General features: G+C 35.6%; 19 protein-coding genes and 1 other annotated feature. Of the genes, 13 read left to right on the top strand and 6 right to left on the bottom strand.

Annotation, left to right across the window (positions count from 1 at the left end):
* Positions 1-423 precede the first annotated feature (423 nt).
* On the top strand, positions 424-861 hold the full coding sequence (locus ACQKP0_RS07750) for a BrxA/BrxB family bacilliredoxin (protein ID WP_427405251.1): 438 nt from the start codon (positions 424-426) through the stop codon (positions 859-861).
* Between the two features lie 103 nt (positions 862-964).
* Positions 965-1,948: an aromatic acid exporter family protein gene (locus ACQKP0_RS07745; RefSeq protein WP_427405250.1), complete on the top strand. Its 984-nt coding sequence runs from the start codon at positions 965-967 to the stop codon at positions 1,946-1,948.
* A gap of 181 nt (positions 1,949-2,129) precedes the next feature.
* Here the strand turns inward: ACQKP0_RS07745 and prli42 are convergent, their stop codons facing one another.
* On the bottom strand, positions 2,130-2,222 hold the full coding sequence (prli42, locus tag ACQKP0_RS07740) for a stressosome-associated protein Prli42 (RefSeq protein ID WP_427405249.1): 93 nt from the start codon (positions 2,220-2,222) through the stop codon (positions 2,130-2,132).
* Positions 2,223-2,398: 176 nt separating this feature from the next.
* On the opposite strand from prli42, the gene mce reads away from it, so the two are divergent.
* The 6 genes from mce to ACQKP0_RS07710 all read left to right on the top strand — a co-directional run bounded on the left by mce (position 2,399) and on the right by ACQKP0_RS07710 (position 8,393).
* Positions 2,399-2,803 (top strand): methylmalonyl-CoA epimerase, encoded by a 405-nt coding sequence (gene mce, locus ACQKP0_RS07735; protein WP_427405248.1) that lies wholly within the window; start codon positions 2,399-2,401, stop codon positions 2,801-2,803.
* 41 nt (positions 2,804-2,844) lie between these two features.
* Positions 2,845-4,395: an acyl-CoA carboxylase subunit beta gene (locus ACQKP0_RS07730; RefSeq protein ID WP_427405247.1), complete on the top strand. Its 1,551-nt coding sequence runs from the start codon at positions 2,845-2,847 to the stop codon at positions 4,393-4,395.
* Positions 4,396-4,628: 233 nt separating this feature from the next.
* Complete coding sequence (locus tag ACQKP0_RS07725) at positions 4,629-5,156, top strand: hypothetical protein (RefSeq protein ID WP_427405246.1); 528 nt, start codon at positions 4,629-4,631, stop codon at positions 5,154-5,156.
* Between the two features lie 319 nt (positions 5,157-5,475).
* Positions 5,476-6,597: a tripeptidase T gene (locus tag ACQKP0_RS07720; RefSeq protein WP_427405245.1), complete on the top strand. Its 1,122-nt coding sequence runs from the start codon at positions 5,476-5,478 to the stop codon at positions 6,595-6,597.
* Positions 6,598-6,661: 64 nt separating this feature from the next.
* On the top strand, positions 6,662-7,138 hold the full coding sequence (locus tag ACQKP0_RS07715) for a chemotaxis protein CheW (protein ID WP_427405244.1): 477 nt from the start codon (positions 6,662-6,664) through the stop codon (positions 7,136-7,138).
* Between the two features lie 52 nt (positions 7,139-7,190).
* Positions 7,191-8,393: a DNA polymerase IV gene (locus ACQKP0_RS07710; RefSeq protein WP_427405243.1), complete on the top strand. Its 1,203-nt coding sequence runs from the start codon at positions 7,191-7,193 to the stop codon at positions 8,391-8,393.
* Here ACQKP0_RS07710 and ACQKP0_RS07705 read toward each other — a convergent pair.
* Entirely contained in the window at positions 8,390-8,848 is a 459-nt protein-coding gene (locus ACQKP0_RS07705) for a YueI family protein (protein WP_427405242.1), read from the bottom strand. The two genes, ACQKP0_RS07710 and ACQKP0_RS07705, sit on opposite strands and share 4 nt — an antisense overlap.
* Positions 8,849-8,982: 134 nt before the next feature.
* Positions 8,983-10,482, bottom strand: coding sequence for a glucose-6-phosphate dehydrogenase (gene zwf / locus ACQKP0_RS07700; protein WP_427405241.1), 1,500 nt, complete (start codon positions 10,480-10,482; stop codon positions 8,983-8,985).
* A gap of 216 nt (positions 10,483-10,698) precedes the next feature.
* Between zwf and rnz the strand changes: the two genes are divergently transcribed.
* A complete protein-coding gene (rnz, locus tag ACQKP0_RS07695; RefSeq protein ID WP_427405240.1) occupies positions 10,699-11,619 on the top strand; it encodes a ribonuclease Z in 921 nt (306 codons plus the stop codon).
* 100 nt (positions 11,620-11,719) lie between these two features.
* On the opposite strand, the gene namA is transcribed toward rnz, so the two are convergent.
* Together namA and proC are read right to left on the bottom strand one after the other, a co-directional pair.
* Positions 11,720-12,736, bottom strand: coding sequence for an NADPH dehydrogenase NamA (gene namA, locus ACQKP0_RS07690; protein ID WP_427405239.1), 1,017 nt, complete (start codon positions 12,734-12,736; stop codon positions 11,720-11,722).
* 76 nt (positions 12,737-12,812) lie between these two features.
* Positions 12,813-13,634: a pyrroline-5-carboxylate reductase gene (gene proC / locus ACQKP0_RS07685; RefSeq protein WP_427405238.1), complete on the bottom strand. Its 822-nt coding sequence runs from the start codon at positions 13,632-13,634 to the stop codon at positions 12,813-12,815.
* Positions 13,635-13,691: 57 nt separating this feature from the next.
* Positions 13,692-13,908 (bottom strand) — a binding site (T-box leader).
* A 172-nt stretch (positions 13,909-14,080) separates the two neighbouring features.
* Between proC and ACQKP0_RS07680 the strand changes: the two genes are divergently transcribed.
* The 4 genes from ACQKP0_RS07680 to ACQKP0_RS07665 all read left to right on the top strand — a co-directional run bounded on the left by ACQKP0_RS07680 (position 14,081) and on the right by ACQKP0_RS07665 (position 17,848).
* Positions 14,081-15,046: an MBL fold metallo-hydrolase gene (locus ACQKP0_RS07680; protein WP_427405237.1), complete on the top strand. Its 966-nt coding sequence runs from the start codon at positions 14,081-14,083 to the stop codon at positions 15,044-15,046.
* Positions 15,047-15,112: 66 nt separating this feature from the next.
* A complete protein-coding gene (locus ACQKP0_RS07675) occupies positions 15,113-15,907 on the top strand; it encodes an SDR family NAD(P)-dependent oxidoreductase (RefSeq protein ID WP_427405236.1) in 795 nt (264 codons plus the stop codon).
* A 110-nt stretch (positions 15,908-16,017) separates the two neighbouring features.
* Positions 16,018-16,539, top strand: a complete 522-nt coding sequence (locus ACQKP0_RS07670) for a sigma-70 family RNA polymerase sigma factor (RefSeq protein WP_427405235.1) — start codon at positions 16,018-16,020, stop codon at positions 16,537-16,539.
* Positions 16,532-17,848, top strand: coding sequence for a DUF4179 domain-containing protein (locus ACQKP0_RS07665; RefSeq protein WP_427405234.1), 1,317 nt, complete (start codon positions 16,532-16,534; stop codon positions 17,846-17,848). The genes ACQKP0_RS07670 and ACQKP0_RS07665 overlap by 8 nt, the downstream gene beginning before the upstream one ends.
* 33 nt (positions 17,849-17,881) lie before the next feature.
* Here the strand turns inward: ACQKP0_RS07665 and ACQKP0_RS07660 are convergent, their stop codons facing one another.
* Positions 17,882-18,079, bottom strand: a complete 198-nt coding sequence (locus ACQKP0_RS07660; protein ID WP_427405233.1) for a YqzH family protein — start codon at positions 18,077-18,079, stop codon at positions 17,882-17,884.
* Between the last annotated feature and the right edge of the window lie 166 nt (positions 18,080-18,245).

Here is an 18,245-nt window from a genome sequence, read left to right as displayed (position 1 = left end):
ATTTGCTTGTCGGGGCTGACCAAGGCGCTTCCGCTTTTCTAATAAAAAAGGACAGCGATTAATCAGTCGCTATCCAAAAAACATCTAGGGAGTTTAGGGGTATGGATCTAGATGTATTAATATCATACCCGCTTCCTAAAGACTTTAACCTTTTAAACTTTATTTTTTCAAATAAATTGTCTTTGTTAAACAAAGTTGTTGTTTTTAATAAAACCCTGTATAGTATGCGTTCAGCAAGTTTACTACGTAAACAAATCGCTTCACGCTTCCTATACAGGTCATTTTATCAACAATAAACATTAACAAAGCCAAAAAATTAAATAAGTATAAAAGTTATCCCATCATCGAATAGAATATTTGTAAAATCAAAAGAAAACCTGCTATTATGGGAATGTAGGAATAAGTAAGAAAGGAAGCGAAAGAATGAGTATGGACTTTAATTTATTTATGAATGATGTTGTTCGCCAAGCTCGTGAAGAAGCGGTTGCTTCTGGTTATAAAGAACTAAAAACAGAAGATGAGGTTAATCAAGCCCTTTCTCAAAAAGGAACTACTCTAGTACTTGTGAACTCTGTCTGTGGTTGTGCTGGAGGGATTGCACGTCCTGCTGCAGCACATGCGATTCACCATGACAAACGTCCGGATCAATTAGTTACTGTATTTGCTGGACAGGATAAAGAGGCTACAGCAAAGGCACGTAGTTATTTTGTAGGTTATCCGCCATCATCACCTTCATTTGCATTATTAAAAGATGGAGAGCTTTTGACTATGGTAGAGCGCCATGAAATAGAAGGACATGATCCTATGTCAGTTGTGAATAAACTTCAAGAATACTTTGATCAATATTGTGAAGAAATCTAAACATATTCTAAACATACCAAAAAATCCGGTTCATAACCGGTTTTTTTTGTAGCATGATAAAGTTAAAAGATAATCATACATAATAAAAATGGAGGAAACCTGAATGTTTCGTATCGGATATCGAACGTTAAAAACGGCAATTGCCACACCAATTGCTATTTATATCGCTCAATTACTCCATTTACAAAACTATTTTTCAGCTGGAATATTAGCTATTCTTTGTATCCAAAGCACAAAAATGAAATCAATAAGAGCGGCTTGGAGTCGGTTTGCTGCCTGTGTCCTTGCAATGATTTTGTCGACTTTATTTTTCTCCCTATTCGGTCAGCATCCTTTTGTAATAGGACTTGTTTTATTGATCTTTATTCCCAGTACTGTCTACCTGAAGGTAAACGAAGGGGTTGTCTCTAGCAGTGTTATCATCTTGCACTTCCTAGCAGCCAAAAGCATTGATAGCCATCTTGTTTTGAATGAATTTGCAATCATACTAATTGGTATTGGAGTAGCATTAATAATCAATCTTTATATGCCAAGTCTAGACCATCAATTGATAAAGTATCAGAAAAAAATTGAAGATAATTTCCGAAAGATTTTTGAAGAAATCATTCTTTACTTACGTACCAATAAAAATACTTGGGATGGAAAGGAAATTACGGAAACAGCGGATATCATTGAGAAAGCGAAAAGCCTTGCATTACGAGATGTGGAAAATCGCTTTGTGACAAATGAATCCTTTTTCTATTCATATTTTAAAATGCGTGAAAAACAGTTCGAAATCATTGAACGTTCTTTACCGGTTATTACTTCTATTTCTTCAATGATTGAACAAAGAATGATGATGGCAGATTTTGTAGAGGATTTGAAAGAAAATATTCAGCCGAAAAATACTGCAATAGAAAGATTGAAAAAGCTTTACTCTATGCGGGAGCAAATAAACCAAATGGATCTTCCGAAAACACGGGAAGAGTTTGAGGCAAGAGCAAGCTTATTTCAATTTATGAGAGAAATAGAGCAATATTTGACGATTAAAAGTAATTTTAAGCACAGTAAGAACTCACATAGTAAACATCAGGTGAAAGCACACTAAAGATAAAGTCCTTTGCTTTTTTAATTTAGCAAAGGACTTTATTATATTTGTCTAGCTCCAGCGCCTAGCCCCTCGAGGTCAAATAACCTCCACCCATTGAAGTCGAAGGGCTGACTTCTATGGGTGGAGGTTATTTGCTTGTCGGGGCTAATCAAGGCGCTTCCGCTTTTCGAATTTAAGCTTATAGTAACCATGAAAGCCCAACTAATACCGTTGAAGCCAGCATAGCAAATAACATTAAATAAACAACTATTTTTTGTGCTCTTTTAGACATTCTATTTTTTCACTCCTCAATTTAAGAGTCTCTTATCTTATTTTATAAATACACGGAGGAGAAGACAAGGACTATATTGAATGAATTAAGGCATTTTTATTAATTATTTTCATTTAGCAGGATTTTCGACACTATATGTATAAGTATATATTGTTACAAGTTGGGGAGGTATAGTTATGAATAAAGTTGATCACATCGGTGTAGCTGTTCACTCAATTGATGAAGTTTTGTCTTTTTATACGGAAACGCTTTCATTTGAATGTTTGCATATCGAAGAAGTTCCGTCAGAAAATATTCGAGTAGCATTTATTGATGCAGGTAATGTTAAGATAGAATTATTAGAACCTTTACATGAATCAAGTACAGTTGCTAAATTTATTGAAAAACGTGGACAAGGAATTCATCATGTCGCATTCGGAGTTAACGATATTGAGGCTCGTATAAATGAATTAAAGCATAAGGGAGTTCGAATGATCCAAGATAATCCGAAACCAGGTGCAGGTGGGGCACAGGTCGCTTTCCTCCACCCAAAATCAGGACACGGCGTTTTATATGAATTATGTGAGAAAAAGAAGGATTAGGATACTTAGTATTGGAAATTAACATCAAGGAGCGATGGGAATTGACAGATATTTATGAAAAAATCAACGATTTATATGATCGGAAAAGGAAAATTGAACTAGGCGGCGGAGATGAAAAAATTGAAAAACAACACCAAAAAGGGAAATTAACAGCTAGAGAGAGGATCGATTTATTAGTTGATCCAGGATCATTCGTTGAACTAAATCCTTTTATAGAACATCGAAGCTATGATTTCGGCTTGGATCAAGTGGAGGGACCAGGTGATGGAGTTGTAACTGGATACGCAAAAGTGAATGGTCGGCCAATTTATTTATTTTCACAGGATTTCACTGTTTTCGGCGGGGCACTTGGAGAAATGCACGCTAGTAAAATTGCAAATGTCATGGATTTAGCTGCAAAAAATGGAGCACCGTTTATAGGGTTAAATGACTCAGGAGGAGCGCGAATTCAAGAAGGTGTCGTATCGCTGGATGGATACGGACATATTTTTTACCGAAATGCGATTTATTCAGGTGTGATTCCACAAATTTCAGTGATTATGGGACCTTGTGCAGGCGGAGCTGTTTACTCTCCAGCGATTACCGACTTTGTTTTTATGGTTGATGAAACAAGTCAAATGTTTATAACGGGTCCAAAGGTAATCGAAACTGTCACAGGGGAAAAAATTTCTTCCGAGGATTTAGGGGGATCAAAAGTACATAATACCATTAGTGGAAATGCGCATTTTCGTGCTCAAAGCGAAGATGAAGTATTAGAGATGGTTCGAACACTTTTGACATATCTGCCACAAAATAATGCTGAAAAAACTCCTCTTCAACCATGGGACGAAGCTGAAGATTACCGTCCGGATTTAACGGATATTATCCCTTTTGATGCCGTCCGTCCTTATGATATTAGGAAGGTGATTGATCAAGTAGTAGATGAACAAACATTTTTCGAAATTCAAAAGGAGTTTGCGAAAAATATTGTAGTCGGATTTGCTAGAATTCGAGGAGAAGTGGTAGGGCTTGTGTGCAATCAACCAAAATTTATGGCTGGTGGCTTAGATATTGATTCATCTGATAAAGCTGCTCGTTTTATACGTTTCTGTGATTCTTTCAATATACCGATCATTACGTTCGAAGATGTCACTGGATTTTTCCCAGGAATTAAGCAGGAACACGGTGGAATCATTCGCCATGGTGCAAAAATTTTATATGCTTATTCTGAAGCAACCGTTCCGAAAATCACGGTTATTTTAAGAAAAGCCTTTGGCGGTGCTTATGTTGCTTTAAATAGCAAATCAATTGGTGCCGATGTTGTTTATGCATGGCCAAATGCAGAAATAGCTGTAATGGGACCTGAGGGAGCTGCAAATATTATTTTTGCAAAAGAAATTCAGAATAGTGACAATCCTGAGGAAACAAGAAAACAAAAAATTGAAGAATATCGCGAAAAATTTGCTAACCCATATGTAGCTGCGTCTCGCGGTATGGTTGATGATGTAATCGATCCGCGAGAGACAAGAATAAAATTAATTCAAGCATTAGAAATGATGCGCAATAAAAAGGAAGAAAGACCTGATAAAAAACATGGAAATATTCCATTATAAAGATTTGTTAATTTTTTATCTTAAATATTAATGCTGCCTAAGAAATATGCAAGGCAGCATTTTTCATTTGAGTAATTTATTGTAAAAAAACATCCGAAATACATTGACATTCTTTCGGAATAATTAGAAAATATTGAATAGAAATATATATTAGATTTTTTTCGGGGCGAGAAGTTCCAAGTGATTGACTAGAAATAACGAATGAATAATTAAAAAATTTAGGGGTGATGATATTGAAACGGATTGGCTTATTAATATTTATGGCTCTAATTTTTTCTTCGTTAGGAAGTATCACTGTTTTTGGGGAAAATGTTATGATGGACCAAGTTGAAAAAGCATTAAAAGAAGAATTTACCTATTATGACAATCACTCAGCAAAAGTGCTGGATGAAATGGAAACGAATACGAATGTCATTGAAAATGAAGAGAAATATGAAAAAAATATAAAAGTCCTTTACATTTCGTTTCAGGAAGTAAGAGGTGAAATATATTATTGGGATAATTCTCAAATATACTATTATGATGTAGCCGAAAACAAAATGATAGATTCTAGTAAAATAGAGATAAATGATAGCATTAATACATTCATCAAGAAACATGATAATGTGGGAGAAAAAGAAATAAGGACTGGATCTTTTCTTATACTTATGACCTCAATTATATTGCTAGTTATCGTACCATTAATTATTGCATTTTTTCACAATGGCAGCAGGTCCCGAGAAAATTTAACGATCTATAAAAATAACAGAGTTACATTTTAGAAATCGATTCGTACCTTCGGCCCTAACATCATCATGTTAGGGTTTTTTAAAAGGTAAGAAAGTATAAAATTTACTAATGATATAGACATGAAAAGTGTCTGCTATGTCTAGCTCCAGCGCCTATCGGATTTCTTCGTCTTCTCCCTACGATAAGTCAATATCGGCTCCTTACTACCTCGCCGTGTTTCCTTTATCTCAGTCGAAGACTACAAAATCCGTGCGCTAGAGCTGCGGCGCTTTTCGCTTTTCGTATTTGTCCATAAATCAATTTAGCGATATACTTATTAAGTGAATACATATATTTTTGGAGGTCTTTTAAATGGCTAATCAAGAACGTTTACTGAATGAGTTTCTAGAATTAGTTCAAATTGATTCTGAAACAAAAAATGAAGGGAATATTTCTAAAGTACTCAAGAAAAAATTCGAAGATCTTGGTGTAGAAGTATTTGAAGACGATACAATGTCACAAACTGGTCATGGTGCAGGTAACCTTATCTGTACATTAAAAGGAACAAAGCAAAATGTGGATACTATTTATTTCACATCTCATATGGATACAGTTGTACCAGGAAATGGTGTCAAGCCTTCTATTAAAGACGGATATGTCGTGACAGATGGTACAACAATATTAGGTGCCGATGATAAAGCTGGACTTGCCGCTATGTTTGAAGCTCTACGTGTATTAAAGGAGGAAAACATCGAACACGGTACCATTCAATTTATTATTACCGTTGGTGAGGAATCCGGACTTGTTGGAGCAAAAGTGCTGGATCCATCTCTTATCAAAGCAAAATATGGATTTGCATTAGATAGCGATGGAAAAGTAGGAAATGTGGTTGTTGCTGCACCAACCCAAGCAAAAGTAAATGCAGTGATTCTTGGTAAAACTGCGCACGCAGGTGTAGCTCCTGAGAAAGGTGTTTCAGCCATTTCCATAGCAGCAAAAGCTATTTCAAGAATGCCACTTGGACGTATTGATTCGGAAACTACTGCAAATATTGGACGTTTTGAAGGCGGCCAAGCTACGAATATTGTTTGTGACCGTGTTGATATATTAGCAGAGGCCCGCTCTTTAGTTCCAGAAAAAATGGAAGCACAAGTTGCTAAAATGAAAGAAGCATTTGAACAAGCAGCAGTAGAAATGGGTGGAAAAGCAGATGTAGATATAAAGGTCATGTATCCAGGATTTAAATTTGCTGATGGTGACCAAGTTGTAGAAATCGCAAAAAAAGCTGCTGCGAAGATTGGAAGAGAATGCAAACTTGAGCAAAGCGGCGGTGGAAGTGATGCAAACGTAATTGCTGGTTTTGGCATTCCTACTGTAAATTTAGCTGTTGGTTATGAAGAAATTCACACTACAAATGAACGTATGCCTGTTGAGGAACTTGTAAAGCTTACAGATATGGTAATAGCAATTATTCAAGAAGTGGCAATAGACTAATATTAAATGGAAACTAGACTAATAAGCGGTCTAGTTTCCAAAATGAAGGTTGGAGGACTAGGGTGTGGAGGTAAATGAAAAAGCAATTATTTTTCAAGCAGGAAATGAGGAATACGGAATTCCAGTTGATTATGTTATAACAATAGAAAAATTCGAAAACGCGACTCAGATTCCGAATTTGCCTCAATTTGTGAGAGGAATCATAAAATCAAGAGAAGAGCTTATCCCTGTCATCGATTGTGAACAGGTACTGTATGGACAAGTTTTACAACAAGATGAACAATCAAGATTAATTGTGCTAAAAACTGAAGTACTTTCGATAGGATTGCTTGTCAAAGAAGTAAATGAGATTTTAAATATTCCTAAAGAGGTTTTAAAACAAATAGGATTAATCGCTTATCCAAAAACTAGATATTTTAGCAGTGTAGCAAATTTAGAATCAAGGTTAATAATGATGATTGATCCGAATCTTTTCATAGGCTCATTAGATGGGATAAAAGATATTCTTGAATATATGAAAGAGCAGGAACAAGAGGTATAGATGCATGTGAAAGCATGCATTTTTATGTGGAAATAATCATGGGGTGAATCTTATGAAGCAATACTATCCAAAAAACGGAAGAGTCATTTTACATGTTGATATGAATAGCTTTTTTGCCTCTGTGGAGATGTCACATGATTCTTCATTAAAAGGGAAACCGATTGCAGTTGCTGGAAACCCTGAGGAACGGAAGGGGATTGTTGTTACTTGCAGCTATGAAGCTAGGAAGTTTGGAGTAAAAACAACCATGTCAGTTTGGGAAGCAAAGAAATTATGTCCACAATTAATCATATTAAGACCAAACTTTAGCAGATACCGTTTAGCATCCGAAGCAATGTTTAATATTTTGTGTCAATATTCAGACCTTGTAGAGCCTGTATCCATTGACGAAGGGTATATTGATATAACCGAAAGCTATGAAATAGGGTCACCAATGGATATCGCAAAAATGATTCAAAAGCAATTAATGAGTGAATTAGATTTACCCTGCAGTATCGGGATTGCTCCAAATAAATTTTTGGCAAAAATGGCCTCAGACATGAAAAAGCCAATGGGGATTACTATATTACGAAAACGTGATATTCCAATGAAAATTTGGCCGCTCCCATTGATTGAAATGCATGGGATTGGAAAGAAAACAGCCGAAAAACTATTGAATGTTGGAATCAATACGATTAAAGATCTCGCTCATACAGATGATATGCAGTTAGAAAAACTGTTAGGGATCAGAGGGAAGCAGCTAAAAGAAAAAGCAAATGGAATTGATTTACGATTAGTAGATCCAAACTCGGCAAATGATTTCAAAAGTGTGGGATGCTCTACTACGCTACCGAAAGATTCTACTAATCAACAAGAATTATTAAAAGTATTAGAAACTTTATCTTCGGAAACAGCTGAACGGTTAAAGAAGAAAGACTACTTAACCAAGAATGTTTCCATTACGATTAGATATAAAAATCGCAGCACCATAACTAGAAGTCGAAAACTTAATAATCCAATTATTCATCAAAAAGACATCTATAGTGCTGCAAAAGTATTATTTTTAAAGCATTGGAATGGGAACCCTGTTCGCTTACTTGGGGTAACAGGACAAGATTTAGTAGAGCAGCAAAGTGCAGTGGAACAATTAAACTTATTTTCTTATGAAAAAATAGCTGTTAAAGAACCACTTTATCAAGCAATAGACAAACTTCGTGAAAAATACGGCGAAAATGCAGTGTTAAAAGGAATTAAGAAAAGAAAAAATAAAAATTAACGCTGTCGTTTACCCTTGACTAAAGCACCTTTTAAGGAGGACAGGAGCCCTTTCTTTTTTGCTTTTTCTTTTTGTTGCTTACTTGATGTGGTAATGTAAATATCTTCTTTGTTGATGGCGTGATCAAGTGCAAGTACTAAGCCGATGGAAGTATTAGAATCATTATTTGTTACGATTGAATATGGATTACCATATCTTTTCGCTAATTGTATATATTTAGATAAGGATGGATAATTTAGTTCTCCGTTTAATAATAGTTTTGCACACGGGTTCGCTTTTAACAACTGGTCTATTTCTGTGTATACTTTATTTTCCATAACCTGACTATTTTTTAAGGCAATAATGACACGTTCACGAAAAGTACCTAAAAATTTTCGTTTTTCATCTGGTTTTACTTGTTTTTCCCCATACATTCCTTTTTGTAAGTAATCATCTATATTTGGTTGTCCTGACATACCATTTCCTCCTTACTAAAAAAATTCATTTATAACAACATAAGCAAATGGAAAAATAATGTTCCATTTTGAAAAAAAGTAACCCGGTGCAAAGTGTCAGACACTTATGGGTTACTTTTCATATGATATTTTATTTAGCAATTTTCAACATCAAGGTCTGTAATATTCCACCAGAAATATCCATCTTTCTGGACAAGCTGTTCTGCCTCTTTTGGTCCCATTGTACCAGCAGAATAGTTTGGAAACTGTGATTGTGTTTGATGTTCCCAAACTTCGGAAATTTTATCAACGAATCTCCATGATAAGGCTACTTCGTCCCAATGTGTAAAGTTTGTCGCATCTCCTTGTAAGCAGTCATACAGGAGTTTTTCATAAGCTTCAGGTGTATTAATCCCATTTGTTCCGTCATTTGAAAAGTTCAGTTTAACAGGGTTTGTTTGCATATTTTGACCAGATTTTTTAGCATTAAGATGTAAAGTAATCCCTTCTTCTGGTTGGATATGAATAACTAACAGATTAGGATTCAGTTGTTCATTCCTATTGTACAGATTCATCGGTATATCTTTAAACTGAATAACGATTTTGGTTGATTTCGTTGTCATCCGCTTTCCAGTACGTATATAGAATGGAACCCCAGCCCATCTAAAGTTATCAATCATAACTTTTCCAGCTACGAATGTTTCAGTGTTAGATTGAGGGTTTACATTTAATTCGTCACGGTAGCTAACAACCTCATCAGCGTTGATAGTTCCTTGTCCATATTGTCCACGAACAAAGTATTCATCTACTTCTTCACCCTCTATTGGTCGAAGCGCACGAAATACCTTCACCTTTTCACTGCGGATTTCATCTGTTGTCAAACGAATCGGGGGCTCCATTGCCAAAAGGGCAACCATTTGAAGCATATGGTTCTGTACCATATCTCTAAGAGCACCGCTTTTTTCATAGTATCTTGCACGTTCTTCCACCCCTAGTTTTTCACTTGAGGTAATTTGAATATTAGAAATGTATCTATTATTCCATAGCGGCTCAAAAAAGGCATTTGCGAATCGAATAACTTCTATATTTTGTACCATTGCTTTTCCTAAATAGTGATCAATTCGGTAAATTTCTTCTTCTGCAAAAGATTTTCTAATTTGTGCATTTAAACTTTCTGCTGATTCTAAATCATGACCAAATGGTTTTTCAATTACCAACCGCTTAAAACCTAACGTGTCAGTTAGTCCGTCTGCTTTTAAATGATCAGCAATGGTTCCAAAGAATTCTGGAGCCATCGCAAGATAGAAAATTCGATTTCCATTTAAGGAATATTTAGAATCAAGCTCAGCAGCTAATTCTCGTAACTTTATGTATGAATTTGTATCGGTCACATCATGAGGTTGATAATAAAAGTGAGAAACAAAATCATCAATTTGATCATTCGTTCCAATGGATGTAAGAACGGAATCTTTTACATTCTCTCTAAATTGCTCATGTGTCCAAGGACTTCTAGCGGTTCCGATGATCGCAAATTGTTTCGCTAATTTTCCTTTCCTAAAAAGATGGTACAAGGAGGGGTAAAGTTTTCTTTTTGCTAAATCTCCTGTTGCACCAAATATCATAATTAATGATGTAGAAGCTTCGTTCGGACTCATATTTGTTCACTCTCTCCTTTTTTACATTCTAACTATAGGATACCAATAATTACGGTTCATACTTATAAATGATAAGATTTTAAAAAATAACCCATTCAAATATTTAATTTTATCTGTTAATATGGTAAATCGCAACTATTATTAATTCCTACCTGCGGCTATATTTGATAAGATATAGTAATATAAGCAGATAGTAATATAGAGGAGGAGACCTCTTTGGATATATTATTTTTAGGAACTGGAGCGGGTATACCTGCAAAGCTCCGTAATGTCACTTCAATTGCTTTGAAAATGCTCGAAGAAAGAAAATCTATTTGGCTATTTGATTGTGGAGAAGCAACACAGCATCAAATTTTACATACATCTGTTAAGCCACGGAAAATTGAAAAGGTTTTTATTACCCATTTACATGGTGATCATATATACGGATTACCAGGGATGCTAGGCAGTCGTTCCTTTCAAGGAGGGGACACAGAGCTGACAGTTTATGGGCCAAAAGGGATTCATGATTTTATTGAGGTATCGTTAAAAGTCAGTGAAACACATCTTCAATATCCTTTAATCATTAAAGAAATTGACGAGGGAATCATTTTTGAAGATGATCAATTTCTTGTTGAGACTGGACTATTAGAGCATGCAATACCTAGTTTTGGATATCGTATTACAGAAAAGGATCGCGCGGGAACTTTAGACGTTGAGAAGCTTCGAAAGGATGGAATCCCTCCAGGTCCCACTTATGCTAAAATCAAAAATGGAGAAGTCGTTCAATTAGAAGATGGCCGCATAATAGATGGAAAGGACTATGTTGGTCCAAATCAAAAGGGGCGAGTTGTCACTATATTAGGGGATACGAGGTCTTGTGAAAATGCCGTAAAACTTGCTAAAGATGTTGATCTCCTTATTCATGAAGCAACATTTTCTGCTGGAAACGAGGAAATGGCCTATGATTATTTTCACTCTACAACGAAGCAAGCGGCTGAAATTGCATTAAAAGCAAATGTGAAAACTTTATGTTTAACACACATAAGCTCAAGATACGGTAAAGAGGAATGGCATCAGTTATTGGAGGAAGCGAAGAAAGTTTTCCCAAATAGCCTAATTGCTCAGGATTTTATGGAAATTCCTATAAAAAATTAAGAGTAGGTTTGAGGTTAAGAACGACAAAACAATAAAAAGAAATCGGCTTTCTCGCCGATTTCTTTCAATTTAACCTCTAGAAAACCTAGAAGCAGTTTACTTACCATCCCCGTTCATATTGTTTTGGAGCTTTTATTTCTACTCCAAGTTCTTTCACGGCAGTTCGCGGCCAGTAAGGATCTCTTAACAGCTCACGAGCTAAGAAAACCAAATCTGCACGTTCATTTTGCAGGATTTCTTCTGCATGTAATGGAGAGGTAATTAGTCCTACTGCACCAGTATCAATTTGTGCTTCAGTTTTAATTTTTTCAGCAAATGGAACTTGATAGCCAGGGAAGACAGGGATTCTAGTTGGGACAACTGCACCTGAGCTTACATCGATAAGGTCTACACCCTGAGCTTTCATCCATTTTCCAAATTGTACATAATCATTTGGTGTTAATCCTTCTGAGTGATAATCATTTGCCGAAACACGTACAAATAATGGACCATCCCATACCGATTTTACTTCGTCAATGATCTCTTTTAAAAAACGATATCGATTTTCCGAAGAGCCCCCGTAACTATCTGTTCTTTGATTGGTTAATGGTGAAAGGAATTCATTAATTAGATATCCATGTGCACCATGAAGTTCAATAACATCAAATCCAGCCTTTTTCGCTCTTTTAGCACCTAGTTTAAATGCTTCAATCGTATCCTTGATATCTTTTTCGCTCATTTCCTTAGGTGTCTTACTTTTTTCGTTAAAGGCCATTGCGGAGGGTGCAAGAATTTCGCCTTCTAATACCGCTTTTCTTCCGGCATGGGCAATTTGAATACCAGTTGTAGACCCATGCGCTTTCATCATTTGAACGAGCTCAGATAATCCATCGATATGTTCATCGCCCCAAATACCTAAATCCTGCGGGCTAATTCTTCCTTGCGGTGTCACTGCTGTTGCTTCAAGAATAATTAGACCGACTTGCCCAACAGCGCGGCTCGTATAATGTATCCGATGCCAATCGGTAACCTTTCCATCCTTGTTGTCACAAGAATACATGCACATAGGTGACATGACAATTCTGTTTTTAATAGTTACATTTTTTATTGTATAAGGTTCAAATAACTTAGCAGCCAAAAGATTCCCTCCTTAACATTTCTTAACTAAGAATTATAGCAAGTAGATATTCGTGAGGGAAGAAACTTGCTTATAACTATTTCTGGCTTGTTTGATTTAACTGAGCCAATCTTTTTGATTGTAAGGCAGCTTCTTTAATACAATGAATAAAAGCTTGTTTTACTTGATTATTATCTAACACACGAATCCCTGCTTCGGTTGTGCCCCCTGGACTTGTCACTGCTTTCCGCAAATCCGCAGGAGATTTTTCTGAAGTGGTTAGCATTTCAGCTGCTCCTAGAAGTGTTTGGATGATAAGATTTTTTGCCACTGATTTTTCAAGTCCTATTTCATGGGCGGATTGCTCCATTGCTTCGACAATATAGTAAATATATGCAGGACCGCTGCCTGATAGTCCGGTTATGGCATCAAGTTTCTCCTCCTCCACAACAGTAGTGTTTCCAATTGATGATAAAAGGTTTATCGTAATATTAAGTTGCTCGTCAGATACTTTATTATTGTAGGAAATCGCTGTTGCGGATTTACCGATAGCTGCTGATGTATTCGGCATTGCACGGATAATTGGACAATTAAGTATGCTCTCAATATATGTTAACGATATACCGGCTAATACAGAAATAAACAAGGTTGTTGAATGGATATAAGGGCGTATCGCTAATAATGCATCTTCTGCGTCCTTTGGTTTAACAGCAAGGACGACAATGTCAGCCTGATCTAAAATCTCTTCCATATGATAGGACGTTTGAATGCCATATTTTTTTTGTAATATGGAGAGTTTTAGTTCGTCTGATCGATTGGTGACAAAAATATTCTTTTGGTCAATTAATTTTTTTTGTGTTATTCCGCTAATCATCGCCTCTGCCATAGAGCCCGCACCAATGAATGAAAGTTTCATCATATATCCCTCCAATTTAATTTGAGTATCATATCCAAAAAATAAAAAAACCTTCCATCCGAAAAGGACGAAAGGAATTTCGCGGTACCACCTTTATTAAATGTATAATCTAAAGCCATACATTCATCTTAAAAGCCGTTAACGCCGGAAACGTATTGGTTTTCCAATAGGCTCTCAAGGTAGGTTCAATAAAAAAGCGGATGGTGAAGTCTTTCAGCCGGTGAACTTCACTCTCTTTCATCATTTTTTATTTAGTAGCCTTGGTCAATGCCAATGATTGATTAAATTATTATGATTATGCAAAAGAATGTGCTTGTCTGTCAAGAGTATTTTTAAAAATTTTCTGTATTTTTATATCAATATAATGACAGCATCAGCCAAACTATGTACAATATATGTAATCGTACTTTTTGAACATTATAGAAATATAAGATAAGAGGGGATGTAAGATGGTTACTTTCATAGATAATATTGCAAAAATATCGTTACCTACTCCTTTTGCAGTAGGTGATGTTAATGTGTATTTAATCAAGGGGGATGTTTTAACACTAATTGATGCTGGAATAAAAACAAAAGATGCTTGGGAATCCTTTACATATCAATTATCACAATTAGGATATACACCTGATGATATTAAGCAGGTTATTTTAACACACCATCATCCAGATCATGTAGGTCTTCTTGAGTGGATGCCAGATGATTTAAAGATTTTTGGTCATCGATATTGTGCTCCGTATCTTTGTAGAGATCAAGACTTTTTCAAAGTGCATGATCAATTTTATTTTAATCTTTTTCATGAATTTGGATTACAAGGGGATTACACCTCAATGCTTAGGAAATGGAAATCTCCTTTGAAATTATCTGCAAACCGTTCCTTAACGAATGTTATTGCGGAAGGTGATCGAATTGAAGGCTTTGAAGACTGGATTGTTCTGGAAACACTCGGACATGCTCAAAGCCATTTATCGTTTTACCGTGAAAAGGATGGAGCATTACTAGCAGGAGATCATGTATTAGCAACGATTTCTTCCAATCCATTATTAGAGCCACCGCTATCTAGTCAGGCTGAACGTCCGAAACCGCAATTGCAATACAATGCTTCACTGAAAAAGCTTTTTGATTATGACATTTCTATCGCCTTTACTGGGCATGGGAATGAAGTCAAAAATGTCCATTCATTAGTTGAACGAAGATTGCAAAGACAACAAGATCGTGCCATGCAGGTGAGAGAAATGATTAAAGCCGAACCTTTAACAACATTTGATATATGCCAGAAATTATTCCCTGCCGTCTATCAAAAAGAGCTGGGACTAACATTATCGGAAACTACCGCCCAATTAGACTACTTGCTTTCCATTGATGCTGCAGAGAAAAAGTTTAATGAGGATGGGATTGCTTATTTTACTGCTAAATGATGGGGGAATAAAGTACATTATTCGGTAAATTAGCTGAAGATCTACCTCAAAGGAGTGAATGTGATAATGAATCACCGACTTCAAAATAAGACGGTTGTGATAACTGGTGCATCAGGAGGGCTTGGTGAACAGATTGCCTATGCTTGTGCAGAAAATAAAGCCAGTGTCATATTACTTGCTCGAAATGTGGAAAAATTAAAAGTCATGAAGGCGGATATTGAAAAAAAACATTCTGTCCGATGTGGGATCCAGTTTCTTGATGTGTCCAAGCATGAGCAAATCCCAGCTGTCTTTCAAAAAATAAGAGAAGAGTTTGGAACGATTGATGTTTTAGTCAATAATGCAGGATATGGAGTTTTTGAAGAGGCTCACGATGCAACTATTACAGATATTAAGGGAATGTTTGATGTTAATGTGGTTGGATTAATGGCCTGTACGAAAGAAGTATTACCTTTTATGAGAGATAAAAAATCAGGCCACATTATCAACATTGCTTCACAAGCTGGGAAAATGGCCACACCAAAATCAAGCGTATATGCGGCAACCAAGCATGCAGTTATTGGCTATTCCAATAGTGTAAGAATGGAACTCGTTCCTTATCATGTCTTTTTGACTACGGTCAACCCTGGTCCAATTGCAACGAATTTTTTTGAAATGGCCGATAAATCAGGGACATATGTTAAAAGTATTGAAAAATTCATGTTGAATCCTGAAAAATTAGCCAGGAAGATTGTTGAATGTATGTTTACAAAGCGAAGGGAAATCAATGCGCCTTATTGGATGAATGCTGGCAGTACCATTTATTCATTATTTCCCCGAATGGTTGAAAGGATCGGAAGAAAAGCTTTTTACAAGAAGTAAAACAGACCTCCCTAAAAAAAGTGGATAGGGGAGGTTTTTTTGCATGAATTTTTTAAAAACTAAAACTTTTCGAAAGGGTAACAGGTCTAATTCATGAAAGGGGGAAGGAGATGGATCATATTTCACTAGTTAAGAAAGCTCAAAAAGGCGATACCAATGCCTTTTATCAATTAATATCGGAGCATAAAGCTCAGCTTTATAGGATCGCTGTATCTTATATGAAAAACGAAGATGCAGCTCTTGAAGCTATTCAAGAAACGTCCTGTCGCAGCTTTAAATCGATTAAAAAATTGAAAAATCCACAGTTTTTTTCAACATGGTTAATTCGGATTTTAATCAATTATTGTAATGATGAACTGAAAAAGCGTAACCGAATCATTCAATACGAAGATATGTCGGTTATTGCAGGCGGGAAAGAAGATATTTTGAATACTGAGCTTCATGAGGCGATCGGTCAATTGGATGAAAAGTTACGAAACGTGATCATTTTAAAATACTTTCATGATATGAAAATTTCTGATATAGCGAGTCTTTTAAATTACCCTGAAGGAACGGTAAAAACTTGGCTTTATAAAGGTCTTCAACGTTTAAAGCTTCAATTAGAAGAGGAAGGAGGAGAACAGCATGTTTGAAAAGGAGGAAGAGAGGCTGCAAGGTGTGAAAAAGGATTTTGATGATATATCCATCCCAGAAAATCGATTAGATCAAGCAATTTTTACCGGAATACAGAAAGCACACCGACAAAAAAAGCACAGTTCTTTTTGGATAAAAACACTGATTGCAGCAGCTGCTATAGTTATTCTTTTTCTTGGTTCTATTCGGGTATCGGACACATTCGCTTCATATATTGTTAAAATTCCAGGAATGGAGTCTATTGTTGAGTTAATACGCGATGATAAGGGATTATTGGCTGCAGTCGGGAATGAATATGTTCAAAAAATTAATCAATCAGATGAGCATGAAGGAATGAAAATAGTCTTGGATTCGATTATTGTCGATGAAGAGCAAATGGTCATGTTTTATTATTTTGAAACAAATAAAAAGCCCTCGAAGCCTATTTCATCAAAAAGTATCCATCTAGAGAAAGAAAATGGAGAAGAGTTAAACGAAATATCTTATTCTTGTTGTCATGAAGATGCCGTAGTGAAAAAAGGTAGAACAAAGTTAGTTGAAAATACAGTTGATTTTGCTAACTCAATTTCCGATGAAAAGCTAACTTTAGTTATGAAATTAGCAGGTTTTTCCTCAGAATGGAGAATCCCTTTTTCCATTGATCGAAGTAAAATTAGCAAGAAAAAAACGATTCAAATGCAAAAAACTGTTACTGTTGAGGATCAGCAAATTTTTATTGATCATGTCACGTTTTCACCAACAAAGGTTGGAATCAACGTGAAATTCCCTGCTCAAAATTCAAAGGAAATTTTTGATATAGAAGATCTTCGCCTTGTCGATGAACATGGTGAGGAATGGTCGAAAATTCAAAATGGATTAGTTGCTCGTTGGGGTGACAACGAAAAAACTTATTATTTACAAAGTAATTACTTTGAAAAACCGAAGAAGCTTTATTTAGTTTTTAATAAGATTAGGGCATTGGATAGAGACGAAGTAAATGTTGTGGTCGATCCCGCGAAAGAAACAATTATTAAGGCACCAAAGGATGGGAAATTATATAAAGTAAAATCCGGTGCATTATATGGGAATAATTTAGGTTTTTATTTAAGCGAGGAAATTTATTACCAAATGTTTGAGAACAGTTATACGGATTCCGCAGGGAAGTTACATGAAATATCATCATACATGTGGAGCGGTTCCACGAAAAGTGGTACTACAATAGGTTTTCCTTATTCTATAAACGATTCAGTATCGAGAAAACCGATTACACTAAAGCTCACTGATTATCCAGCCTATATTCATGGAGATGTAAAAATCCGCATAAAATAAGCCTGCACTTGCAGGCTTTTTACTATTAAGTGATTAATTTTGCGTTAAATAGGCGTAAACTACATCATTAACTAAATCATGCAATCCAGTATCCGGATCCTTTTGTTTTTCCTCCAAAATTTCCTTATATAATGCTTCATAATCTTCTTCGTTGATTTCGTAGGTCTGCATTTCATAATGATATTGTTTGAAACATTGATTTATTAACTTGAAAATAAATTTTTTATCCATAGGTTCTCCCTTTTGTTACAAACTTTTTCCTTATTATTATACTTTTTTAGGCATGAATGATTGTATTTCATCAGGACTTTTTTCACTAGTTTCCAAAAAATGATGATTGAATAGGAACGTATATTCGCATACAATAATACATATAATAAGAACGTTAGTTCGTTTT

This window comes from Heyndrickxia sp. NPDC080065, assembly GCF_050281185.1.
In the GTDB taxonomy this organism is placed as follows: Bacteria; Bacillota; Bacilli; order Bacillales; family Bacillaceae_C; genus Heyndrickxia.
The sequence above is the reverse complement of the archived record's forward strand: the minus strand, read 5'-3'. Positions and strand labels throughout refer to the sequence as shown.